The organism is Pseudomonas sp. SCPG-7 (assembly GCF_002156405.1).
In the GTDB taxonomy this organism is placed as follows: domain Bacteria; phylum Pseudomonadota; class Gammaproteobacteria; order Pseudomonadales; family Pseudomonadaceae; genus Aquipseudomonas; species Aquipseudomonas parakoreensis.
In genome coordinates, this window is the sequence record NZ_MVOO01000001.1 from 393,632 (window position 1) to 417,804 (window position 24,173).

19 protein-coding genes are annotated in these 24,173 nt (G+C 61.0%); 4 read left to right on the top strand and 15 right to left on the bottom strand.

Translation table 11 applies throughout. The features are described 5' to 3' along the window. Nucleotides 1–272 precede the first annotated feature (272 nt). Nucleotides 273–1,247 carry a hypothetical protein gene (locus B1722_RS01910; RefSeq protein ID WP_041066933.1) on the top strand — a complete coding sequence of 325 codons (975 nt, stop codon included), beginning with the start codon at nucleotides 273–275 and terminating at the stop codon, nucleotides 1,245–1,247. Between the two features lie 153 nt (nucleotides 1,248–1,400). Here the strand turns inward: B1722_RS01910 and B1722_RS01915 are convergent, their stop codons facing one another. Further along, on the bottom strand, nucleotides 1,401–3,761 hold the full coding sequence (locus B1722_RS01915; protein ID WP_086791050.1) for a tetratricopeptide repeat protein: 2,361 nt from the start codon (nucleotides 3,759–3,761) through the stop codon (nucleotides 1,401–1,403). A 213-nt stretch (nucleotides 3,762–3,974) separates the two neighbouring features. Here B1722_RS01915 and B1722_RS01920 point away from each other — a divergent pair, with 213 nt between their 5' ends. After that, nucleotides 3,975–4,649 (top strand): DUF3313 domain-containing protein, encoded by a 675-nt coding sequence (locus B1722_RS01920; RefSeq protein ID WP_041066938.1) that lies wholly within the window; start codon nucleotides 3,975–3,977, stop codon nucleotides 4,647–4,649. A 108-nt stretch (nucleotides 4,650–4,757) separates the two neighbouring features. On the opposite strand, the gene B1722_RS01925 is transcribed toward B1722_RS01920, so the two are convergent. From B1722_RS01925 to B1722_RS01990, 14 genes are all read right to left on the bottom strand, one after another. After that, a complete protein-coding gene (locus B1722_RS01925; protein WP_086791052.1) occupies nucleotides 4,758–7,262 on the bottom strand; it encodes a fused MFS/spermidine synthase in 2,505 nt (834 codons plus the stop codon). Nucleotides 7,263–7,473: 211 nt separating this feature from the next. Further along, entirely contained in the window at nucleotides 7,474–9,063 is a 1,590-nt protein-coding gene (locus B1722_RS01930) for an arylsulfatase (protein ID WP_086791054.1), read from the bottom strand. Between the two features lie 75 nt (nucleotides 9,064–9,138). Beyond that, nucleotides 9,139–10,173: an HAD family phosphatase gene (locus tag B1722_RS01935; RefSeq protein WP_086791056.1), complete on the bottom strand. Its 1,035-nt coding sequence runs from the start codon at nucleotides 10,171–10,173 to the stop codon at nucleotides 9,139–9,141. Further along, a complete protein-coding gene (locus B1722_RS01940; RefSeq protein ID WP_086791058.1) occupies nucleotides 10,170–11,603 on the bottom strand; it encodes a BatD family protein in 1,434 nt (477 codons plus the stop codon). Before B1722_RS01940 ends, B1722_RS01935 begins: the two co-directional genes overlap by 4 nt. After that, on the bottom strand, nucleotides 11,600–13,180 hold the full coding sequence (locus B1722_RS01945; protein ID WP_086791060.1) for a VWA domain-containing protein: 1,581 nt from the start codon (nucleotides 13,178–13,180) through the stop codon (nucleotides 11,600–11,602). Before B1722_RS01945 ends, B1722_RS01940 begins: the two co-directional genes overlap by 4 nt. 1 nt (nucleotide 13,181) lies before the next feature. Next, complete coding sequence (locus tag B1722_RS01950; RefSeq protein WP_086791062.1) at nucleotides 13,182–14,174, bottom strand: VWA domain-containing protein; 993 nt, start codon at nucleotides 14,172–14,174, stop codon at nucleotides 13,182–13,184. Then, on the bottom strand, nucleotides 14,161–14,763 hold the full coding sequence (locus tag B1722_RS01955) for a DUF4381 domain-containing protein (protein ID WP_086791063.1): 603 nt from the start codon (nucleotides 14,761–14,763) through the stop codon (nucleotides 14,161–14,163). The genes B1722_RS01950 and B1722_RS01955 overlap by 14 nt, the downstream gene beginning before the upstream one ends. After that, a complete protein-coding gene (locus B1722_RS01960) occupies nucleotides 14,760–15,695 on the bottom strand; it encodes a DUF58 domain-containing protein (protein ID WP_086791064.1) in 936 nt (311 codons plus the stop codon). The genes B1722_RS01955 and B1722_RS01960 overlap by 4 nt, the downstream gene beginning before the upstream one ends. Then, nucleotides 15,692–16,672 (bottom strand): MoxR family ATPase, encoded by a 981-nt coding sequence (locus B1722_RS01965; RefSeq protein ID WP_086791065.1) that lies wholly within the window; start codon nucleotides 16,670–16,672, stop codon nucleotides 15,692–15,694. The genes B1722_RS01960 and B1722_RS01965 overlap by 4 nt, the downstream gene beginning before the upstream one ends. Before the next feature lie 22 nt (nucleotides 16,673–16,694). Beyond that, complete coding sequence (locus B1722_RS01970) at nucleotides 16,695–17,645, bottom strand: transporter (RefSeq protein WP_086791066.1); 951 nt, start codon at nucleotides 17,643–17,645, stop codon at nucleotides 16,695–16,697. Nucleotides 17,646–17,657: 12 nt separating this feature from the next. Beyond that, a complete protein-coding gene (locus tag B1722_RS01975; protein WP_086791067.1) occupies nucleotides 17,658–19,061 on the bottom strand; it encodes a DUF1254 domain-containing protein in 1,404 nt (467 codons plus the stop codon). Nucleotides 19,062–19,074: 13 nt separating this feature from the next. After that, complete coding sequence (locus B1722_RS01980) at nucleotides 19,075–20,526, bottom strand: DUF1254 domain-containing protein (RefSeq protein WP_086791068.1); 1,452 nt, start codon at nucleotides 20,524–20,526, stop codon at nucleotides 19,075–19,077. Between the two features lie 10 nt (nucleotides 20,527–20,536). Beyond that, entirely contained in the window at nucleotides 20,537–21,328 is a 792-nt protein-coding gene (locus B1722_RS01985; RefSeq protein WP_086791069.1) for a hypothetical protein, read from the bottom strand. A 294-nt stretch (nucleotides 21,329–21,622) separates the two neighbouring features. Further along, nucleotides 21,623–22,048, bottom strand: coding sequence for a YciI family protein (locus tag B1722_RS01990; RefSeq protein ID WP_041066976.1), 426 nt, complete (start codon nucleotides 22,046–22,048; stop codon nucleotides 21,623–21,625). An 811-nt stretch (nucleotides 22,049–22,859) separates the two neighbouring features. Between B1722_RS01990 and B1722_RS01995 the strand changes: the two genes are divergently transcribed. Next, on the top strand, nucleotides 22,860–23,291 hold the full coding sequence (locus tag B1722_RS01995; protein WP_256578834.1) for a hypothetical protein: 432 nt from the start codon (nucleotides 22,860–22,862) through the stop codon (nucleotides 23,289–23,291). A gap of 211 nt (nucleotides 23,292–23,502) precedes the next feature. After that, nucleotides 23,503–24,003, top strand: a complete 501-nt coding sequence (gene tpx / locus B1722_RS02000; RefSeq protein WP_041066982.1) for a thiol peroxidase — start codon at nucleotides 23,503–23,505, stop codon at nucleotides 24,001–24,003. Nucleotides 24,004–24,173: the final 170 nt, after the last annotated feature.

Here is a 24,173-nt window from a genome sequence, read left to right on the forward strand (position 1 = left end):
GAGGGAGCTTGCTCCCGCTGGAGTGCGCAGCACTCCCAAACAGGCATGATGCGATCCGACAGATAAATCGCGTCGTCTGGTTTGGGGCGGCTTCGCCACCCAGCGGGAGCAAGCTCCCTCGTCACAGGTGTTTTGCAGTGACTTGCAGGGGAAACCCTTACATCCCGCACCAATCCCGGATTTTCCCTTGGGTCGATGCTGGCCTTTTGGTAGAGTCGCCGTCGCCAGCGGGTTTTCGGCTGGACGACGGAACGAAGAAGGGAGTCTGGGTAGTGAGTGCGGGCAAAAAGATTTTGGGCCTCACGGCGTTGCTGTTGATGCTGACGCTGTGGGCCAGTTACTTCTATGTGTTCAAGGAAAACCACGACGGCCAGTTGGGCGGCGCCGGTGAAAGCACCGCGTGGTGCGGCACGCCGCCGTCCACCGAAGCGGCGCTGCTGGGCAAGGATCAACTGACCCTGCGCGTCACCAACAACCTGCGCGGCGAGTTCATGCTCAGTGGCTCGCTGGTGGTCTCCGAACGCACCTTCAACCGCTACGATCTGGGCCGCAACGAACTGCGTCTGCGCCTCGAACCGTTGCAGTGGTCGTATGGCGTCACGCCGATCTTCCTCGAACAGGTCAAGGTCCAGCCGCTGAGCCGCAACCTCGCCTCACCGACCAAAAGCGCCTACGCCGAGCTTGAGCCACGGCCAATCGGCGTGCAGGGCCAGGTCACCGACTTTCCGTTCGACACCTATCGCTACGGCTACAAACCGGTGCTGTATTACCTCAAGGGCAGCGAGCGCATCGACCTGCGCTTCAAGAACATCACCACGCTGATGGACCTGTCCAACACCTTCACACCGATTCAGAAATACAACCGCGTCGAGTACATCAACGAGAAAAACTCGATGATCCGCGACGAGGACTACAAGGCCTACGGCCCGCACGAATGCGCCTTCAGCGTCGAGCGCAAAGGCTCGTTCAAGGTTGTGGTGCTGTTGTTGCTGCTGGTGTTGTGCCTGCCGTTGCTGCACGTGTTCTATCGCGACGAACCGGGGATCGACTTCCTCGCTACGCTGGTGGCGATTGCCGTGGTGCGCGTGCTGCTGGTGGGGCCGGTGCAGGACTTCCAGCTGTACAACATCGACTTCCTGTTCGGCGCGGCGATTCTGCTGGTGGGCTCGGTGTCGCTGATCAAGGCGATGCGCGCCAACAGCCGGCGCGAGATGGCGTTGAAGAGCGGGGCGACGTCTTCCTGGTAACCGCTGGCTCTGTGGCGAGGGAGCTTGCTCCCGCTGGAGTGCGCAGCACTCCCCAGCAGGAATGATGAGTCGGCCAGATGAATCGCAATGTCTGTTTTTGGGGTGGCTTCGCCACCCAGCGGGAGCAAGCTCCCTCGCCACAGAAATTAAGGGTTATTTCAGCGCAGGATCGCCCATGTTCATCTTCTTCCACCCCTGCAACAGCACCTGGGCCTTCGGCTCCTGGCCGTTCTCCAGGTAGTACTGGATCAGCGACAGCCGGGCATTGCGGTTCGCCGGCTGGACTTTGAGCAGACGCTCCAGCTCGTCACACGCCTCGGTCACCTTGCCACTGTCGTGCAACGCCACCGCCAGCACGTAACCGTACTGCGGGTTCTGCGGCTCCAGTTGCGCGGCTTTGTGCAGCGCGGTCATGGCTTCGGCAGTCTTGCCGGCGCGGATCAATGACAGGCCACGGGTGTGCTGCAGCAATGCAGCGTCGGGGTGCGCCTTGAGGCTGTCGTCCAGCAGGGTCTGCGCTTCCTGACCCCGACCATTGGCCTCCAGCCATTGCACCAGCGTCACCAGCGCCGGGTAGAAATCCGGATCGCGTTTGAGTGCGGTGCGCAGCAACCCTTCGACCTCGGCAGCACGGCCACTGGCCTGATACAGCATTGCCAGGTTCAGGTTGGCCTCGGCCCGTTCCGCGAGACTGTTCTGCACCGCCTCATACTCGGCAATCGCCGCGTCCCAATGGGGCTGTGCGGCGCCGAGGCCGTTGTTGCGCGCCACGCTGAGCAGGTCCCGCGCCGCGACGATGCGCACGGCTTTCACCGGATCGCTGAGCAGCGGTGTCAGCAACGAGGCGCGCTCGGCGGGCGGCAGGAAGGCACTGATGGCGCGCACCGCGCTTTCGCGAACCTGCGGCGCTGGATCTTTCAGATTCTGAGTCGCCAGTTTCAAAGCCTGATCACTCGGATACAGCGGCAGTTCAGCCAGCAACGTTGCCCGCTGAATCGCCGGCACATCGCTGCGCTGCAATTGCTCATACAGAGCGTTTGCGGCGCCGGGCTGACCGTTGCGAATCAGCCACAGACTCTCGTCATAGCGCGGTGCCTGTGGGGTCGCCGCGGAGGCGTTCCACACCTTGAATTGCGCGGTGATCTTGTCACCGGCCTTGCCTTGGTGGCAGCTCAGACACGCGTCGGGCGTGCCGAGTTTTTGCGCGCGTTCCGGGTTGGGGATGCTGAAGCTGTGGTCATGGCGCCAGTCGTTGCCCATGTAGAACTTGCCGGGCATGTGGCAATCCACGCACTGCGAGCCGGGCTGGCCCGGGGTGTGGCGGGTGTGTTCGATGGAGTCGTAGTTCTTCGCTTGCAGGCCCTTGCCATCGACACCTTCGACCGAGGTCTTGCCCGCCGTGTTGTGGCATTGCAGACACACCGCGTTGCCCGGCGCCTTGAGTTCGCTGCTGTGCGGGTTGTGGCAATTGCTGCAGCGCACCCCTTTGTCGAACATTTTGCTCTGCAGGAACGAGCCGTGCTCGAACACCTCATCCTTGATCTTGCCGTCCAGCGCATACAGTTCGCGGGTGAGAGTGCTCGGCAGGTAGTCGTCCATCAAGTGCTTGCCGACGGTGTAGCCATCGCCCAGCGGCGCACGGCGCGCATGGCAGCGGGCACAGGTTTCGATTTCGACGGTAGCATTCTTGTCCTTGAGGTCGACGGCAAAACCCTTGTGGATCAGGTCGTCTTTTTTCTGCGTCCACTCCAGGTGATTCGAGGCCGGGCCGTGGCAGGCCTGACAGCCAACCCCGAGGCTGTTCCACTGGCTGTTGAACGTGTTGCTGGCCGCATCGAAATTGCGCTTGAAGCCAGTGGTGTGACATTCGACGCACATGAAGTTGGCGTTCTGGCTGGGCTTGCTCCAGTGCAGCGGATTCTTGAAATTCACGCCTTGGCCGGGATAGAGGTGAAACCAGCGGTGTTTCTCGGTATCCCACGCCACACCGAGCGCTTGCAAACGGCCTTCGCCGACGTCGATCAGGTATTGCTGCAACGGTGCAATGCCGAAGGTGAAGGCGACTTTGAAGTCAGCGTTCTTGCCATCGATACCCGGCGTATTGACGCGAAACTGGTCGTCTTTGCGGGAGAACCGGGTGGTCTCGTTTTCGGCCCTGAAGGTGACGTTGTTGAAGTCGCCAAGCACGGTGTCGGCATTCGCTGGCTGCATCGCCAATTGGTGATGCGAGCCTTGCCAGTCCTTGACCTGCTCGGTGTGGCAGCCCTGGCATTGTTGCTCATCGACCATGCTGGCGGGTTTCTGTGCAACTGGTTGCGGTCTTGCGACGACAGGCGCCGCCGCGCTGATCGGCGGGGCCGTGTATGGCGCGGGCGCAGTGCTGAACAGAAACCAGCCAATGCCCGCCACAGCGGCCAGCAGCACGCCAATAGTGAGAGGGAACAGAAAACGCGAAAGGGACGGTCGGGACGAATCAGGTTCAGGCGGTGCGACTTTATTTTTATGCTTGGGCATTACGACTTCCGTGGTCAGATGCATTGGCCTGCTGGCATGCGTTCAAGCTTGATGCAGCTTTGCCGGATGCCCGGCGTCTGTCAAACGTCAGTTGTGACGCGGCGCCCGGTGTTGTGTGAATTTTCTGGTTTTCAGCGCAATTGCCGCGGTTTTAGCTATACCTGTAACTCCCCCCAACGCAATACATTCAGGCCTTCTGACAGGAGTTACAGCATGAAGCTAGCAGTAATGATGGGCACCCTCTGCATTGCCACCCTTGGCGTGGTGGGTTGCTCCAGCAAAACCGTCGCTCCCGATGAGTATTCCGGCTTTCTCAAGGACTACAGCCAGCTCAAGGAGGCCAAATCGCCGTCCGGTGCCGAGGTGATGCGCTGGATCGATCCGAAGGTGGATATCAGCAAATTCACCAGCGTGTACATCGAGCCGACCCAGCTCTATCCAAAGCCGCAACCGACCGCGAAGATTTCCCAACAGACCCTCAACGGCATCACCTCCTATTACGATCAGGCGCTCAAGCGTGAAATCAGCAAGGATCTGCCGCTGGCCAACGGCCCTGGCCCAGGCGTGATTGTGGTGCGTGCGGCCATCACTGCTGTGAGCAGCAAGACCGAAGGCCTGCACGCTTATGAAGTGATCCCGGTGGCGTTGGTGGCAGCAGCCGTCAGCACTGCCAGCGGTATCCGCGATCAGGAAACCACGCTGGCCACCGAAGCGGTGTTCCTCGACGGTGCGAGCAACAAAGTCGTGGCACAGGTGGTGCGCAAAGGCACCGGCAAACCGTTGGAGAACGACACGCAAGCCATGAAGGCCACTGACGTCAAACCGGTGATTGATGGCTGGGCCAATGACATGCATCAGATGTATCTGAAGCTCAAGGCCAGTAAATAACCCGGGACCCCATGTAGGAGCTGCCGCAGGCTGCGATCTTTTGACTTTGATTTTTTAAAAACAAGATCAAAAGATCGCAGCCTTCGGCAGCTCCTACAGGGGGCAGCGTTACTGCCCGGTAAACCAGCTGAAGTACGGGTTGCCGCCATCCCCGCGCATCACCTCACGCATATCTCGTCCCCACGCATCCCGATCCCCGTCATACGCATGCAGGCTGGCGCGGTAGAACTGCATCAGGCGCTGACGGTGTGTCTCCAGTCGCTCAGTGAACCCGGCATCGGCATTCACCAGTGGTGGTGGCTGATACAAGTCCAGCAGTGCCGGCAACACCCGAGTGATTTCCTTGCTGCGCACCCACGGCGCGTATTCGATCCGGGGCTGATCGTCCGTGACCGCCGGGGCATTGGCTGCGAAACGTTCAAGGCCTGCGCGGTCGGTGACCCAGGTCGCGAGCAACGCGGCCGCCGAGCCAATCCCGACATCCTGCAAAGTGCTGCGCACGCTGGCCTGCTGGAAACGCTCGGTGATTTTCGCCGCGTCCAGTTGCATCGGCTGCAGCGAACCGACCAGCAGCATCTCGTGGAACTCGCTGGTCCACAGCGAGGCATACGGGAACACATCGAGGAAGCTGCGTACCAGTGCGCGCGAGTCGTCGATGTTCTGGGTCGGCAACGGTAACCACTGCGCGACGATGCCGTGTTGCTCCAGCCGACTGGCCGCCAACTGATAGAAGTCTCGCGAGTACAGGTTGACCACGCCGGTTGCCGACGGTGGTGGCGGTTCGAGGGTGATCAGGTCGTAAGTCTGCGGGCTGCGCAGCAGTTCCTGGCGACCGTCGCGAAGGCGCACATCGATTCCCGGATCGCTGGCGGCATTGAAGTTGCCGTTGAACAGGGGCGCAGCCTTGACCACCGACGGTAACAACTCGGCAACCACCCGATGTTCCAGGCCCGGATAGCGCAGCAGGGCGCCGGCGGTGATCCCAGTGCCGAAACCGATCACCAGTGTCGAACGTGGCTCGCCGTTGTGGATCAGCAACGGCAGCAGGGCCTGGATGCGCATGTAGCGCAGCGACGGCATGGCATCGCCGGTGTTCGACACACCTTGAATGTACAAGCGGTGGAAGGTGTTTTCACCACGGCCCTGAGCGACCACCGCCACGGTGCCGCCTCGGCCTTCCTCGTAGAACGCCAGCGTGCCGTTGCGCGCACCGGGCAGCAGACTAGCGATTTTGTCGACCGGCGTCAGTACGGCCAATGCCACCGATACCAGCCCCAACGCGACCACCGCCTGACGTCGGCCTTTTTTGACGTGGTGACCCTTGCGCACAGCCACGTAGCCAGTGCCGGCCGCGATGATTGCCAGCAGGCCTAGCGTGCGCACCAGCCCCAGCAGCGGAATCAGCAGAAAACCGCAGAGCATCACCCCGACAATCCCGCCCAGCGTATTGAACGCGACCACGGCACCGACATCGCGCCCGACGCGTTCACGTCCCACGCTCAAGCGCAGTGCCAGCGGAAACGCCGCGCCGAGCAACAGCGTCGGGACGAACACGATGCTCAGTGCCGCCACTGCAAAACGTGCGCTCATGCCGGCCAGTTCGCTCGCGCCGAACGTCAGCACCCAGTACTCGGCCTGACTTTGCGCCAACACCAGCCAACGCCCGAGCACAGCAATTTCCAGCAAAGCGATGAGCCCGGCACCGGCTATCAGCAGACCGAACACGCCCCACGGATCGCGAATGCGCTCGACGCGACGAGCGAGCAGAGTGCTGCCGATGAACAGTCCGGTCAGGTATGTGGCGAGCACCACGGCAAACGCGTAGGTGCGGGTGCTCATGAACTGCACGATCGACTGCGACCAGACCACTTCATACCCCAGCGCCACGCCGCCAGCGATGGCGTATAACCACAGGGCGGTGCGGTCTGCGGCTTTCCCGGTGTGAGCTTTGACGGGGGCTGCAACTGGCGTCGGACGCTGACGTTGCAGCCACAGCGCAGCGGTTGCGGCCAGCAGATTGAGCATTGCGGCAAACAGCGCACTGCCGCGCACGCCGAGGGTGGCGATCAGCACGAACGCGGCGAGCAGGGTGCCGACAATTGCGCCGAGGGTGTTGGCCGCATACAGCTGACCGCCGGCCTTGCCCGGGTCAGCCGCCAGCGAGCGCACCAGCACCGGCAGTGTGCCGCCCATCAACACCGCCGGAATCCCCACTAGCGCGAATGGCAATAGCCAGGCCAGCAGGCCGACATGGCTTTGCAACCAGGCAAACGGGCTCGCCGCCAGGCTCATCGCAACCGTGGCGCCAACGCCAAGAATCGCCACCAGCACTTCCAGCCCGGCGTAGAGCAGCACCGGTTGCTGCAAGCGATCAGCCCAGCGCCCGAACAGCCAGCCGCCAATGGCCAGACCGGCGAAAAAGGCGCTGATGCCGGTGGTGATGGCGTAGACCTCGACCCCGACCACCAGCGACAACTGCTTGATCCACAGCACCTGATACACCAGCGCGGCGGCGCCGGAGGTGCACAACAGCAGGGCAGGGATCAGCAGCGCCGGGGTGGCGGCTTGCGCGGTGGGTATGGCCGACGGCTTGCTGGCGATACGTGAGGACATGCGGGGGGGCCTTGTTCAAATCACACAATATCTGTGACGGTGCGGGCCTCATCGCTGGCAAGCCAGCTCCCACAGGGATCTTCAGTGAACACTCATGTTGTGGTCGACAGAAATACCTGTGGGAGCTGGCTTGCCAGCGATTGGGGCCGGCACGGTCTCAGGTGAAAATCAGGGCCGCCCGCCGATGAGGGCGGGCGGCAGTTCAACGGTCTTACTGTGCAGCCGGAGCCGCTTTCATTTTTTCAGCGATTTTGGCGTCAACCGCAGCACGGATCTGGTCGATGCTGAAGCTGGCCGGTTTCTGGCTTGGCGGGTACTCGATGAAGGTCTGTAGGAACTTCGCAGACTTGGTCACCGCTACGCCGGCCAGATAGACGTTCTTGGTGTTCCAGTCATAGAACTGGTCAGACACCACATCCGCCCGCTCATACGGATCCATCCGCAGGTTGAGGATTTTCGGCACGCGCAGGCACACGAACGGCTCGCTCCAGACCCGGAAACCGCCCGGCTGGCGCTGTTCGCAGAACACCACTTTCCAGTTGTCGAAGCGCATCGAGACCAGCATGCCGTCGTCGTTGAAGTAGTAGAACTCGTTGCGCTCGCCTTTGGGCTGCTGGCCGGTCAGGTAGGGCAACTGGTTGTAGCCGTCCAGATGCACTTTGAAGCTGGTACCACCGGAAGTCGGCGCCCAGCCCTTGAGCAGTTTGTCTTTCACGTCGGCATCGCCGGCAGCAGCGAGCAGGGTCGGGAACCAGTCCATCCCCGAGAACATCTCGTTGGAGACTTCGCCGGCCTTGATCTTGCCGGGCCAGCGGACAATCGCCGGCACCCGGTACGCGCCTTCCCAGTTGGAGTTCTTCTCGTTGCGGAACGGCGTGGTCGCCGCGTCCGGCCAGGAGAACTGGTTCGGGCCGTTGTCGGTGGTGTAGACCACGATCGTGTTGTCGGCGATTTTCAGGTCATCGATGGTTTTCAGCAGTTTGCCGACATCGGCATCGTGCTCGAGCATGCCGTCCGCATATTCGTTGCCGGGCATGCCGCTCTGGCCCTTCATCGAATCACGTACATGGGTGAACACGTGCATGCGCGTGGTGTTCATCCAGACGAAGAACGGCTTGTCGGCCTTGGCCTGTTTCTCGATGAACGCTTGCGCGGCGGCAGTGGTTTCGTCGTCGATGGTTTCCATGCGCTTGGTGGTCAAGGCGCCGGTGTCTTCGATCTTGCCGTCGGCGAAGCTGTGGATCACCCCTCGCGGGGTATTGGCCTTGACGAATTCGGCATCGTCCTTGGGCCAGTACGGACGCTCTGGCTCTTCTTCAGCGTTGAGGTGGTACAGGTTGCCGAAGAACTCGTCGAAACCGTGGTTGGTCGGCAGGTACTCATCGCGGTCACCCAGGTGGTTCTTGCCGAACTGCCCGGTGGCATAACCCAGACCCTTCAGCGCCTGGGCGATGGTGATGTCGCGTTTTTGCAGGCCGACCGGAGCGCCGGGAATCCCGACCTTCGACAGACCTGTACGCAGTGGCGTCTGGCCGGTGATGAACGACGATCGTCCGGCGGTGCAGCTGTTCTCCGCGTAGTAGTCGGTGAACATCATGCCTTCTTTGGCAATCCGGTCGATGTTCGGGGTCTTGTAGCCAACCACGCCCATGGAATAGGCGCTGATATTGGTCTGGCCGATATCGTCGCCGAAGATCACCAGAATGTTGGGTTTCTCAGCCGCTGTGGCGGTTGCCGACAGCGCCATCACCGAGGTTGCCACCAGGGCGAGTTTCGGTAGCCACTTGCGTATGCGAGTCATCTGACTTGCTCCTTTTGCGCGGGGGTGTCGCTTGCTGCGACTTACGTTTACTGCAGTCCTGCGTCACGCTTTTTCTTATTGCACCTGCCCGGTTGCCGGTGGATCGTACGGGTAGATCCGGCGCCATTCGGTCGCCATGTCGACCACGGTCCAGCCACGGGAATTTGCTTCGTCGAGGGCTTTGTCGAGCCGCCCGATATCGGATTTTCGGTCATAGGCCCACTCGCGTCTGGCGTCGGTGTGGTGCACCAGCCCCATGAAGCGTTTGCCGGGGCCAGCGGCGGTCCACTGCAGCATTTGCAGGTCGCCGTCGGAATTGCCGAACGCGAGAATCGGGCGTTTGCCGATCACCGCATCAATGCTCTCCGGTTTGCCCGGGCCGTCGTCGTTGTGCGCCAGTTTTGGCGTGCGCAGGATTGAGGCTTGGCCGTCCTTGAACTGGAACGCGGTGACGAACGTGGTGCCGATCACCTGTTCCGGCGGGATGCCATAGACCTTCTCGGCAAAGGCGCGCATGAAGCCGGTGTCGCCGCCGGAAACGATGTAGGTCTTGAAGTCCTGGCTGCGCAGGTAGTCGAGCATTTCCAGCATCGGCTGGAAGATCATTTCGGTGTAGGGCTTGCCGGTCTTCGGATGCCGCGCCTGACTCAGCCAGGTTTTGGCGTAATCGTCGAAAGCCTCGGTGGTCATGCCGGTGTGGGTGGCACCGAAGATCTTGATAATCCCGTCCATGCCGGCGGCGGCCAGTGCCTTGTGGTCGTTCTCCAGCACGGCTTTGAATGGCTGGGTGGTTTTCCATTCGGGGTGCTGCGGCGCATTGCGCTTGACCTCGTCGAGGGCGAACAGCAACTCGAAATACATCGGCTGCTCGCTCCACAGGGTGCCGTCGTTGTCGAACACGGCAATGCGATCGGCGGGTTTGACGAAGTCTTTGCCGGACTGATCGGTAACGGCTTGCACAAACTCGATGATGTGTTTTTTGGCCGGGCCGTCGTTCCATGACGGCAGTGGCTCGCTGGCCTGGGCCAGCAGTGGCAATGCCAGCGCAAACACCAGCGCAAACACCAGCGCAAGGCTGAAACGTTGACGCTGCGGCGGCGGGGTGGTCATGGGAATTCCCTTTCCTGAACAGGGTTGAGTGGGCGCAGGGCCGACGCCGGTTTGTGCGGCTGTTGTTCGGCCTGACTGTGAAGCGTAGTCAACGATTCCTGCAGTTGAGCAAGTGTTTGTGCAGTCTGCGGATCACGTCCGTAAAGTCCGCGCAACAGGCCCTGCAAGCGCGGGCCGGCATTCACCAGTCGCAGCCCGAGGCGACGGCGGCGCAGCCACAGATACACCGCGCTCAATTGCGTCGGATGAGCTTGCAGTTGCGGGTTGATCTGTTGCCAGGCGAAGTCCGCCGATTGCTCCCAGGCCAGTTGCCGCGCGTGCTTGCGTACCTGCCATTGGCGCCGGGCGCGCAACAGGGCAGGACGCAGCCAATAACCGACGCCAGTGCACACGGCGAGTAGCGCCAGCCACAACAGCCAGCGTGTGGAAAAGTGCGGGTTGTTGCGGCCGAGCTGCTGGAGATCGTCGGTGATCGAAAACACCGGTTTGTAGGCGCTGTTGGCTGCGGCTTCGAAGGTCACGGCGGGCACTTGCGCAATGCGGCTCTGCTGCGTTTTGACGTCCCACCATTTCACCGCGATGTCCGGCAGGGTGTAGGCGCCAGCCTTGTCGATACGGTAGGTGACAGCGTCGATCCGCTGACCACCGAGCACGTTGCCGCGGCCGTCATCCAGACGGCTGACTTGTGGTGTCTGCGGATAACGACTCAGACCGTCTACCTCACCCAGTGGCGGAATCGGCAGCGCCATCGCCAGTGCGCCATCGGCCTGCAGGGTCAGTTGGCGGGTCACGCTGTCGCCGGTTTTCAACGGGGTTGCCGAGTTGATCAGGCTTTGGCTCAGGCGCACATCGCTGGCCACCAACGGCGTTTCTCCGGGTTTGAAGCCTGGCGGCTGGGCGGCACTGAAGTGCAAGGGTTGGCTGTGTGCATAGATTGCAGTGCTGGCCTGACCCGGTGTCGCGGAGACCGTCAACGGCGGGATGTCGAAGCGGCGGGCGACATTCGGGGTGATCAGGTAGCTGTAGCGCAAGCCGCTGAAGGATTGTCCGTCGATCGTCTGATTCAGGTGTTGGGCCCGGCCATCGGGCGGCGTCACCAGGGCGCCGTCGAGTTTCAGTTCGGGCAGGCTCGCGGCGCTGGTGAACCAGGTGTCGGTGAGCACGTCGACTTGCAGCTCCACCAGACCGCCGACCATGGCGCCTTCGGCGGGTTGCAGGTGGGCGTGGATTTTCAGTTGGGGTTCGGCGGCAGAGGCATTCAGGCTGAGCAAGCTGGTTATGAGCAAGGTGCAGATTTTTTTGCTGGCAGATCTGGCCTCATCGCTGGCAAGCCAGCTCCCACAGGGGGGGCTTGTGTTATCGCCAATCGAGTTAACAGCGCAAAACCTTGTGGGTGCTGGCTTGCCAGCGATGAAGCCAACCCGGTTCATGGCCTGGCCCCCGACTGATCCTGCAAACTGAACTTCTGCCTGAGAAACTTCGCCGGCGAGGTGTTCAGGTTCTGCAGCCACAACGCGTCGGACGCTGCCTGTTCGGTCTCGACCTTTTTGCTCTGACCCTTGCCCGGCGCCTTGTCGAATTTCACTTCATCCGGTTTGGTCTCGGGGGCATTTTTTTCGGCGCTGTCGGTGTCCTTGAGCAACGCCTGCGCCAGCGCCAGATTGGCCGTGGCCTCGGGAAATTGCGGTTGTCTTTGCAGGGCCTGGGTGTAAGCGGCAATCGCCTGATCGAACTTGAAACGCCGCACGTAAATGTTGCCCAGATAAAACCATGCTTGCGCTGTGTCCAGGCGGGCAAAGGTTGCCAGCGCGAGGTCGTAGTCCGCCGCGTGATAGGCCGCCACGCCTTTCCAGTACGGATCGACAAACAGCGCCGCCGCTTGCGGCCAATGCTCATGCTCGGCGGCCCAGCGCCCTTGTTGATCGCGGGTGAAGAATGCATCGGTCAGTGCACTGGCCTGGGCTGGCGCGGCGGGCCAGCCAAGGCTTGTGGCCAACAGCAGCGCCGGCACCCAGTTGACGCTCCAGCCCTTGCGCACACCGAGCAGCGCCAACAATAGAAGGGGCCAGCACAACCAGTAACCGGCGTCCTTCCAGTGCAATTGCTGTTGTTCGGCGCTGGCACTCTGGAAGTGTTGTTGCGCGTGCAACTCGATCCAGTCCAGATCATCGTCGTCGAGGGTGAGGCTGCCCAGCGGCGCGTCGAGGACGGCGGCCAGTTGCTTGAGCGCCGCCATATCGAAGCGGCCGACTACCGGGCGCCCGTTGCTGTCGACTTTCGGCTGTCCGCCGGCTCCCTGAATCATGCCGCCGTCCTCATTGCCGACCGCAAGTACCAGCACCTGCAACTGGCTGTCATCGAGTTGTTTGTCGAGGCCATCGAATTGCGCGGTGTCGGCACCGTCGGTGATCAGCAGCAGGCTGCCCGGGTTTTTCTCGGCACGGAGCAGGCGTTTGGCCTGCTCGATGACCGCGCTGACGTCCTTGCCGGGTTTGTCGATGAGGCCAGTGCCCAGCGCCTGAATGAAGGTGTCGAGCAACGCCGGATCGTCGGTCGGCGGCAACACCAGATGCGCGCTGCCGGCATAGGCGATCAGCGCGGTGCGGGCGCTGGCGCGACGCTGAATCAGGTCGTGCAGTTTATGCTTGGCCGCTTCCAGCCGCGTCGGCTGAACGTCGTTGGCGTCCATCGACGGCGACAGGTCCATGGCGACGATCAGCGGCGCACGATTCTCCAGAAAGTCCGGGCGATCCTGCTCCCAGGTCGGCCCGGCGGCGGCAATGGCGCCGATGAGCAGCATCGCGCATAGCCAGTGCACCGGGCGCAGGTGCTGCAGATCCTTTGGCGTGACCAGCAGATGCGGCAGCAAATGTTCGGCGATGTTGTTGCGTAGCCGGCGCTGCAGGTCGCGGCTGCGGCGCCAGAGCAGCGGCAGTAGCGCGGCGAAAAGCGCGAGCAGCAGCCACAGCGGGCGCAGGAAGTGGAAATCACCGAGATTGATCTCCATCTCAGGCCTCCTGCCGCTGGCGGGCAAGCGCCAGGCGCGGGCGCAGCAGGGCGCCGAGGTGATACAGCGCCAACAACCCCAGCGCCATGCCCAACGGCCAGTGGAACAACTCGCGTTGCGGCTGATGGCTGAGGGTTTTCACCTGATGCGGCGTGAGGCGGTCTAGGGTGCTGTAGACCTGATCCAGCGCTGCGCGGTCTTCGGCGCGGAAAAACTGCCCGCCTGTGGTCTGGGCGATCTGTTGCAGCCCGCGCAGATTGACCTGCGCCTCGCCGGAAGCCGTCGGGTCGCCGATGCCGATGGTGTGAATGACCACGCCCTTGTTGGCGGCCATTTCGGCGGCGTGGTCAGGAGTGATCGCACTGTTGGTGTCGTTGCCGTCGGTGAGCAGGATCAGCACTTTCTGCTCCTCGTCAGCCTGGTCGAGCAGCTTCAGGCTCAAGCCGATGGCGTCACCGATGGCAGTGTTCGGCCCGGCCATGCCGATGCCGGTATCGGCCAGCAACAGCGACAGGCTGGCGTGATCAAGGGTCAGCGGCGCCTGCGGATAGGCGCCGCTGCCGAACACGATCAGGCCGATGCGGTCGTCCTTGCGCTTGTCGATGAACCCTTGCACCACCTGTTTGACGGCGGCGAGACGATTGATGGTCTGGCCGTCGGCATTGCTGAAATCTTCGGTTTCCATCGATTGCGAGATGTCGATGGCGAGCATCAGGTCGCGCACCGGTTGCTGGCGCTCGATGGGTTTTTCAACGAACACCGGGCGCGCAGCGGCGAGCAGGATCAACATCCACACCAACAGATTCAGCAACCGCTGCCAGGGGTTCTGACGATTGCCGACCCGGCTCGGCGCTTCCCCGACGGCGCGGCTCATGGCGCCGAAAAACGGCACCCGCACGGCGCTGCGGGCTTCCTGATACGCCGGCAGATAACGCAAGGTCAGCCACGGCAGCGGCAACAGCAGCAACAACCACGGGTAATCAAGCTGCCACATGGTGCTGCTCCATCCAGTATTGACAGGTGTCAAACAGCGCCTCGCGCTGTTCGGCGGGGAGGGCGCGCAGGGTGGCGTCGGGGGCGTAGGCGAGTAGGGCCAGTTGATCGCTGAAGTCGTCGGGTAGTTTCTTTTTACTGTGCCGCTGCAGAAAGGCCTGCCAATCCGATCTTCCCAACGCCGCAGGACCCTGTGGGAGCTGGCTTGCCAGCGATGGCGTCGTGTCAGTCAGCTCGGATGTTGCAGGAGATGGCCTCATCGCTGGCAAGCCAGCTCCCACCGTTATTGTGTTCCACCAGCGAGCCTCCGGTAGGGGCATCGAGAGCGCCACGCGCTTGAGCAACTCGGGCAGCTCGCGCAGGGCATTGAGATCATCACTGCGCTCACGCAACTGTGCCAGCCGCACCAACGCTTCGCGCCGATATCGATCCCGTCGCCATTGCCAATAGCGCCGCACGCCAACCACCAGTGCCAGCACAACCAACAGCCCCAGCAACAGCCACCAGCCCCAGGTCTGCGGCGCATAACTCACCGGCGCCGGCAGGCTCAGCTCCTTGAGCTGGCTGATGTCAGGAATAGTCGGGTTCATCGCCGTGGGCCGGCAGACTTGCCAAGCTCGGCGCGCAATTGCGCGTGGGCCTCTTCGGCGGTGCTGAACATCATCAGCGGCACCTGACTGCGGCGCAGCAGGGTGGCGACGTCCTTAAGGCGGCCACCGAGATAATCACCCAACGGCTGATGCACACTGCGTTTCTCGACAGCCAGTTCCACCTGCAATTGGCCTTGGGTGACCAGCAGCCGGCCATCACTCGGCAGCTTCAAGGCCAGTGGATCGTAGACTTGCAGGGCAATCACGTCGTTATGCGCGCGCAGTTGCCGCATCAACTGCAAGGTACGTTCACCCGCCCCGGCGAAGTCGCTGACGATGCAGATCAAATGGTCGTGACCGGCCAGCGCCAGGCAACGCTGCAAGGCCTTGTCCAGTTGGTCTTCGTCTTCGGCATCGGGATTGGACGCGTTCAGCGCCTGATTCTGTTGCACCACGCGGCTGAGCAAGGCTTCGACCCGTTTGCGGCTGCGTAGCGGTGCAATGCTGTCGATGCGTTGATCGTTGAACACCAGACCGCCGACCCGGTCACCAGCGTTGAACACCATCCACGCCGCCAGTGCGCCGAGTTCAGCGGCGAGGGCAGATTTGAAACTGCGTTGCGAGCCGAAGAACATCGACATGCGCTGATCGACCACGATCAATGCCGGGCGGTCGCGCTCTTCAGTAAAAGTGCGTACCACCGGTTTGCCGGTGCGCAGCGAAGCGCGCCAGTCGAGGTGGCGTAAATCATCACCGGGCTGGTAGCGGCGCAGCTCATCGAAGTTCAAGCCACGGCCGCGCAAGCGCGAAGCATGGTTGCCAGCAAGAATGCTGCCCTGGGGCTGGCGCGCCAGAAAACTCAGGTCACGGGCCTTGAATTCCAGCGCCATCAATTGCGCCAGAGAAACGTAGACCAGGCCCTCCGTGTTCATGCCGGGATTGCTACTTTATCCAGCAAACGGTCGAGCACCTGATCGGCCGTCACGCCATCCGCGACTGCGTCGTAGCTCAATTGCAGGCGATGGCGCAGCACCGGGTGCACCACCGCGCGCACGTTATCCGGCGAGACGAAATCCTGGCCCTGCAACCACGCGTCGGCCCGCGCGCAACGATCCAGGCCGATGCCGCCACGGGGACTGGCACCGAGGCTGATCCAGCGTCCGAGGTCTTCGTCGTAATCGGTCGGGTGGCGAGTGGCGTTGATCAAGTCGATCAGATAGCGGTCGATGGCCGGTGATACGTGCACCGCGCTGACCTCCTTGCGCGCGGCGAAAATCACTTCCTGTGACAGGCTGAAGCCCTTGCCCGGCGCGGTGTTCGCGCCCTGGGCAAACTCTTCGGCGCGCAACAGGCGCAGCACCTGGCTTTCGTTGTCGGCGCTGGGGTAATCCAGTAGCACCTTCATCAGGAACCGGTCCATCTGCGCTTCCGGCAACGGATAAGTGCCTTCCTGCTCGATCGGATTTTGTGTGGCGACCACAATGAACAGCTCCGGCAGCAAATGGCTGGTGCCGGCCACGGTAATCTGCCGTTCTTCCATGGCTTCCAGTAGCGCCGCCTGCACCTTGGCCGGGGCGCGGTTGATCTCGTCGGCGAGGATCAGATTGCCGAACAGCGGGCCGGGCTGGAAGCGGATCTCGTTTTGCCCGGCGACCTGATGCAGCACTTCGGCGCCGGTGATGTCCGAGGGCAGCAAGTCGGGGGTGAACTGGATGCGGCTCATCTTCGCGTCCAGATGGGTGGCCAGCGCCTTGACCGTGCGCGTCTTGGCCAGCCCCGGCAGGCTTTCCAGCAGCAAATGCCCGTTGGCCAGCAGGCCAAGGAGGATCTGCCGAATGACCTGATCCTGGCCGAGTACGGCTTCAGCGATGCTCGCTTGCAGGGCGTTGAGGTCGGTGAGTGCGGTCATGGGACAGTCCTTTGTGGCCGGTCTAGAAAAACGCCAGGGTCATGTTGACGGCAATGCCGTTGCCTTCAGGGCGGTTCTTGGTGTCGAACTCCGGCACCCAGCGCGCACTGATGTTGGCTTGGGCATCGGCGAATTTGCCGCTCCAGGCCACCACCGGCCCGGCGCCGACGGAGCGGCCACGGAAGCCATTGAGGCTGTCGGCGGTCTGACCCTTGTCGTCGGTGACTTGCTGGATATAACCGGCCGCGAGACCTGCGCTCCAGCCACTGCCGAAGCCGTGAGTCCACAAGGCATCGAGAGTGAAGATGTTGCCGTTGCGATAATCGGTGGCAGTGTTTTCGGTGTAGAACTCCAGGCCACTGGACAGGGTGAACTCGCCCCCCTTGCCGTCCAGATGGGTGAAGGCCACGGTGGGCATGAACGTGTAATTGTTCTGCCCCGGGTTGGCCAGGCGATTGTCGTTGTAGGCGCCGGTCGGCACGTAGATCGGCAGGGAGAACGCGATGTGATTCAGTTCGTCGAAGTGGTAGCCGGCGGCAATCGGGGTGACCAGCGCGTCGGCGAACTGGGTGCCGGAATCGCTGGTGCCGAGGGTGCGCCCGCGCGGGCCGGTGATGGCCGCGTCGATGTCGGTGTACTGCAGTGGAACACCGATTGCCGAGGCGAAGTTCCAGGGACCTTTGCCGGTGTCCCAGATGTGGGTCAGGTTGGTCATGGTGTAGGAGACTTTCATGTCGATCCCGGCACTGACTTCACCGGAAATCGGCGCACCGCGGCTGCCCTTGAGCGAGCCGTCGTACCAGATGCTGGTGACCGAGACCACCCAGCCCGGTTCGGGCGGGATGATCCCGGCGTTGGAAAACACCTGTTGCCCGGTGATCGGCCGGCCTACACCACCTTCGGCTGCATAGAGTTGAGGACTGCCGATCATGCACAGCGCCAGCAGCGGACGCACAACGTAAGGCTTGATCATCACTGGCTCCGTTTATTGTTTTGAGTTGACCGGGTCGAGCTGCGGCATCTTCCATTCGCCGCTGGCCACTTCCGGTTTCGGCAGGTACAGGCGCAACACGCCGTAGAACGGCCCGTTCGGTGCCGGCAGCCAGTTGGCCTGCTTGTCCTTGCCGGGATTGGCGTGCTGCACGTAAAGGGTCAATCCGCCGTCGGCATCGAGCTTCAAGTCGGGCAGCATCCGCGAATTGATCAGGTAGCGATTGAGCGGGTTGGCCACCAGCAATTTGCTCTTGCCGTCGTACATGGTCAGCGACCAAAAGGCGTCGGCCGGGGGCAGGGCGCCCTTGTCGAAATGCAGGGTGTAGTCGTGTTTCGCTGCGTCGGCCGGCTGGCCGTCCTTGTCGACGAAATAGCCTATGTAGTTCGCCTCTTCGGCAGAGTTGCCGAAGATGCCCATGTTGGCGCCGGCGTAGCGATACAGGTAATTGCCCTTGAGGTGATCACGGGTGCCAAACAAGTCACCGCTGCTGAGTTCGTGCGTGTCGACCTTGTCTTTCTTGAACGCGGCGAATTCAGCCTTGGCGTCACTGATGCCGTCTTCGAGAGCCTTGCGTTGCTCGGTGCTGAGCTTTTTCAGGTCGAATGGCTGACCGGCACCGATGCCGATTTTGGCGAAGCGTGCGAGCAGGTCTTTTTCAACGTCCTGCGGCGGGGTGAAGGCGAGCATGAAGTTCAGGTAGCGGAACAGCTCCGGGGTTTCGCTCATGGTCGGCGTCGGTTTCGGCCAGCTGATTTTCGGTGCCGGCGCCGGGGCTTTCTGTTTTACGTAGTGGCTCAGCGGTTCGACCGCGTAGCCTTTTTGGATCTGCTTGACCTTGCCCAGATCTTTTTCGTCGAACAGCTGCGTGCGGTACAGCGCGTAGGCGATGTTGCTTTCGCTGCGCACCAGGCGGTCGATGTTGATCGGTTGCTGACCCTGCCAGTCAGGCCCGGCGATCATGAAATGACCACCGTTATTGCCGGTGCTGCGGGTGCCCAGGTAAGCGAAGTTCTGCGTATAGGCGTCGATCAGTTGCACCGAGTAGTAACGGTGCTCTTCGATCGGCGGCAAGGTCAGGATCAATGGCTCGCTGCGCAGGTCCATCCAGACAAACGAGTAGGGCGTGTCGGCGTTCGGTGTGACGAACGCGGTGTCCTTGGCGGTGAAGGCCTTGGCGGTGTTGCCGATCTGGTTGAACGGTGCCTTGAAGTTCGGGCTCTTGCGGTCCACGGCCTGGGTGTACAGGGTCTTGTACATTTCCACTACCGGGAAGCCATACAAGTAGGCGTCCTTGGCGATGCCTCGGGCTTCTTCGGGGCTGGCGCTGAAATCGGCCCAGGCGCTGCTGCTCAGGGCGAGGGTGATACCGATCAGCCATAGATTGCGTGTGTTCATGCGGCGTCCTTATTCATTGCACTACCGTGATGTCGTCGAGTTTCCAGCTCTTGTCGAAATAGGCTTCGGTCGGCGCGTACAGGCGGAAGTAGCTGAACCAGTGCTTGCCGGGCACGGTTTGCACCCAGTTGTTTTCGAAGCCTTTGGGCGCGCTCGGGCCGAAGTACAGGTCCACCGAGCCGTCGGCGTTTTTCTTCAGATCCTGGCGTGAGGACAGGTCGGCCTTGCGCTGCGGATTGTCGATCAGGCAACGGCTGTCGATGTCGTACACGGTCATCGACCAGAACTGCTTGGCCGGCGGGTTGGCGCCAACGTGCAGGCGGTAGGTCTTGCCGCCGTCGAGCCAGTCACCCTTGGCATCCGTGTAGGCACCGAGGTAAGTCTGGCCGAGGCCCGGGGTTTTGGAGACCATGCCCTTGGTGTTAGTGACGGCCTCGTAGAACCAGGCGCTGCGTTCCCACAACTGGTCGTAATAGGCCACGCGTTGCGACGGTTCGGCGATGTTCAGCACCGTGTCCCAATGTCGGTCGGGCCAGTACTGTGCGTCAGGAAAGCGCTTGGCAAACGTGTTGGCCTTGGCGATCAGCTCACCGACCTGCGCGCCGGACTCCAGAGCCTGACGCTGCTGGGTGTTGGGGTTGAAGGGTTTGTCCTTCTCGATGCCGAGACTGGCGAGCATCGCCATGTAGAAGCGGTCACGTTCATTGACCGGCTCTTTCTGGATGATCTGGTGCAGCCGCTGCCAGTAAGCGATGCCGCGTGGCTGGGTACCCGACCACTTTTTACCGTCAGGCGACAGCAGGCGGGTCTTGCTCGGCTCGGCACGTTTGGCGTACGGGTACATCTTGAATTTTTCGACCAGTGCCTTGCCCTTGGCCGGATCCGGATCCAGCACCCGGAAGCCCACGAGCACGTTCATGGTTTCCGATTTGGCCAGGTAATACTTGTCGGCGTCGGCGGGTGGTTCCGCGCCCGGTGGCAGCACCAGGTATTGGCCACCCTGGCCTTTGTCCGGGCCGGTCTGGCCCATGTCGATGATCGCCCGCTGCCAGAAATCGCCAATGCCGCCGGCGGTCGGTCCCGGTGGCAGTTCAATCACCAGCGGCCCGGTTTCGCTGAGGTCGACGAAGCCGAGAATGTACGGCGTGGTGGCGTTGGCGGTGATCACGCCGAGTTTGTCTTCGTAGCTGTTGAGCACCAGCAGATCGCCGCTGCGTGCGCCAAGCTTGTCGCGAAACTCTTCCTGCCACTGCGCGTAGGACACCAGTGGCAAGGCCCACAGGTAACTCTGGGTCGCCTGCTGGAAATCCAGCTCGGCGTAGAGTTTGGCAATCGACTCATGGGCCGGCAGTTCGCCCTCCATGGCGATCTTGCCGATACGGGTGTCGAGCTCCTGAGCACCGACGCCGCAGCTGGCGAACAGGGTCATCAGGCTGAAACCGGCTGCGCGTAAAGCGATGTGCATGGCGATGTCCTTATTTTCCGAATGTCACGTTGATCCCGGCGAACAGGGTGAACTGCGGCACACCGTCGCCTTTACGCTCGACGGTCCACTGCGGTTCGAGGAAGGCGTTGAGTATGTTGCTGCCGGACTTCCAGACCTTGCCCGCACCCAGTCCGATCGGGACGTAGTGGGTGTTGTTCTTCAGGTCGAACGTCCAGATGCCGGTGGAGCGCAGGTACCAGCCCTTGTCGAGGTTATGGATGATGAAGGGCTGCAGGGTTGCGCTTTCGACGTGTGCACGGTCGTGGTCGCCGGCGAACGAACTCTGGTACTGCACCAGCGCTCCGAGCAGGCCACGCGGTGACGAATCAATCGCCACCGCCGAGAGGCCGGCCTGCCACTTGCCGGTGCCCAGCTCATCTTCGGCAGCGGTCGGTGCGGTGATTTGCGGGCCGATGCCCAACTGCACGCCGTCGGTCTTGAGCAGGAAGATGTCGAACAGATTGAGATCGCCGATGCCGGTGCTGTAGCCGCCGTGCGGATCGGGTCGGGTGCTGATCGGCATCGTTGCGCGCAGCAGTTGCGGTACGCCGATGAAATCGTTGGGCGCAATCGGCAAAGTGCCGCGCAGCAGAGCGTCGTTGGTGTGCAGGTTGCTGTCGAACAGCTTCGGCGTGTAGTAATCCTGCAGGTTGGCGCCGGGCGCCAGGTTCAGCGGGTTGTTGCTTTTGTTGGCCTCTTCGGCGTTATTCGCCAAGGCACAAACTGCAGGCGCCAGCGAACTCGCCAGCAGCAAGGCGTGAATCCCCAATTTTTTTGACATGGTCCCCGTTTCCCTGGTGGCTACTGCATGGACGTCCCGGCGCCTCTCGGCCGTTGGACGTATTTCCTTTTTTATCAAGCCTGTAGGACACGTCTGAATGACGCTAGCAGCTAATCGGGAGTTAGCCAGTCGAAGGGATTAATTCTTTGGTTTTGTCTACAGAGTCAAACTAAAGGTGGGCGCTGAATTTTTACGACCCTGTAGGAGCTGCCGCAGGCTGCGATCTTTTGATCTGGTTTTTAAAAAGCAAAGTCAAAAGATCGCAGCCTGCGGCAGCTCCTACAGGGGCGGGGATTACAGGTTTTTCTTTGCCAGCTCGCGAACACGCTCTTCCTGCGCCCGCGCCTCAGGCGTGAACTCGGCACCGAAATCCTCTGCCGAGAAGATCTGGCGGATCTCGATGTCAGAATCGCCGGGCATCGGGTTCGGACAGCGCTTGACCCACTCGATAGCTTCTTCTTTCGACTTCACTTCCCAGATCCAGTACCCGGCCACCAACTCCTTGGTCTCGATGAACGGACCGTCGATGACGGTGCGCTTGTCGCCGGAGAAATGCACGCGGGTGCCTTTGCTGCTCGGGTGCAGGCCATTGCCGTCGATGAGAACGCCGGCCTTGACCAGTTCTTCGTTGAAGTTGCCCATGGCAGTGATCAGCTCTTCACTGGGCATGATGCCGGCTTCGGAGTCGGCGCTGGCTTTGACAAGGATCATGAATCGCATGGTGGTTTCTCCAGGGAATGGGGTTGATTCACTGCTTAGTCGAACGGGCAGGGCGTGAATCGACAGGTCTCTGAATAAAAGATGCAGTCCGGCGTTTTAACAAACGCAATCCGACACGCTGCACTGCCAAGGTAGGAGCTGCCGCAGGCTGCGATCTTTTGCTCCTGTCGTTAAATACCAACATCAAAAGATCGCAGCCTGCGGCAGCTCCCCGTGCGTATTTCAATTCAGGATGTTTAAACGTTGTTTCGATTTTGCGGAACGTTCCCACAAGGTTTCAGGTTGTCCGTCGGACGTCGGGTCTCTAGCCTGTGTTCGTCGCTGCCAATTCAGCGACCGGGACTGGAAACCCCGATGGGTATTAGTGGCACGTACACGCCTTTCATACCGTATCCTTGCGCACATTCGAATGTGTGCACTCCGTTATGGCGGCTGTGCGCGGGGGATCTTCGGGTCGTCCGGGTCGCCGCTGCCCGGGTTTCCAACCTGCGTACAGCTGCCACCTCTTCGTCCGGAAACCGAAGGGGGCAGCTCCGACTATTCAGTGGAGTTACACCTATCATCCGACTACGAATAACTGCACAACCGTGACAATTGCAGGAGCAAAGGTTTCGGGAAAGTCAATTGTGCAGAACCCGGCGAAATTCAATGAGATGCGAGGTCTTTCATCGAAAGACAGGCAGCGCGTACGCAAAGTAGTTCGAAGGACGGTATTTCATGCCTGCGGATTTACAAGCCATGCTCGAAGCGAATACCGAGGCCCCCTGTGATAAGAAAAATGTTTACAAATAGGTGTATTGGCCTATGGCTGGTGGCAGTTTTATCCGTCAATGCGATTTTTTTGGCTTTTCTGATTTTTGGCGATATTGCGAAAGCGCCCAATATGAAAATGATCAAAACTAAAGAACCGTTGCTGATTGAAGGGCCAAATGGCGACGAGAATTACTATGTCCTGCCTTTGGGTACTACCCTTTATCACGATAAAAGCTTTCCTGAAGGGCATGACCGTTATGTGGTGTATCTCAATCATAAAGGTGCAATTGCACACGAAGAAGTACCCATGAAGCCTGAGTATGGCGGTTCATTTATAGATCCGCTCTGGCTGGCCAATGTCGATGAGGAAACCTTGAAAGAAATTTTCAAACGGTTCCCGCTCTCCAAAACCGATATTGCCGCTGCGATCAAGGCCAATGAAATAACCAAGGACGATCTAGCCGACATCATTCGATCCATGCCCGACTGACCAATTCTTTTAGCTGTCGGTGAAACGAAGCTGCGATCTTTTGATCTTGATGAAAAGATCGCAGCCTGCGGCAGCTCCTACAGGAGGGTTGTATACAATTTTTTGTGCAGGCCGCTGACAATTTTCTGTCAGGGCATAGGTCGTCGGACAATTTCGTGGTTAACTTCGGCCTCTTGCATGCTCAATCACCACGTTCAGAAGGACTAAAGTCATGGCTCAAGTCACCCTCAAAGGCAACCCGGTTCAAGTCAACGGCCAGTTGCCACAAGCCGGTTCCAAGGCGCCAGCCTTTTCCCTGGTTGCCGGCAATCTGTCCGACGTCACCCTGAAAGACTTCGCCGGCAAGCGCAAAGTGCTGAACATCTTCCCAAGCGTCGACACCCCGACCTGCGCGACTTCGGTACGCAAGTTCAACGCTCAGGCCAACGAACTGAACAACACCGTGGTGCTGTGCATTTCGGCTGACCTGCCATTCGCCCAGGCCCGTTTCTGCGGCGCCGAAGGCCTGGAAAACGTGCAGAACCTGTCGACCCTGCGCGGTGCCGAGTTCATCGAAAACTACGGCGTAGCCATCGCTGACGGCCCGCTCAAAGGCCTGACCGCCCGTGCCGTGGTGGTGCTGGACGAGAACGACAACGTGCTGCACAGCGAACTGGTCAAGGAAATCGCTGAAGAGCCGAACTACGACGCAGCACTCGCCGTACTCAAATAAGCGCTTTTACAATTGTTAACGGCCTGGCCCTGTCCAGGCCGTTTTCATTTGTGTATCAGTGTTTTGCCTCACACCTTGAAACGTAAGTTGAAGGTAAATTGCCGGTAAAGCTGCTTTGCTTAAATCCCATCAGTGCTTATCGTTCAGCCTCCCGTAAAAGAAGCCCACGC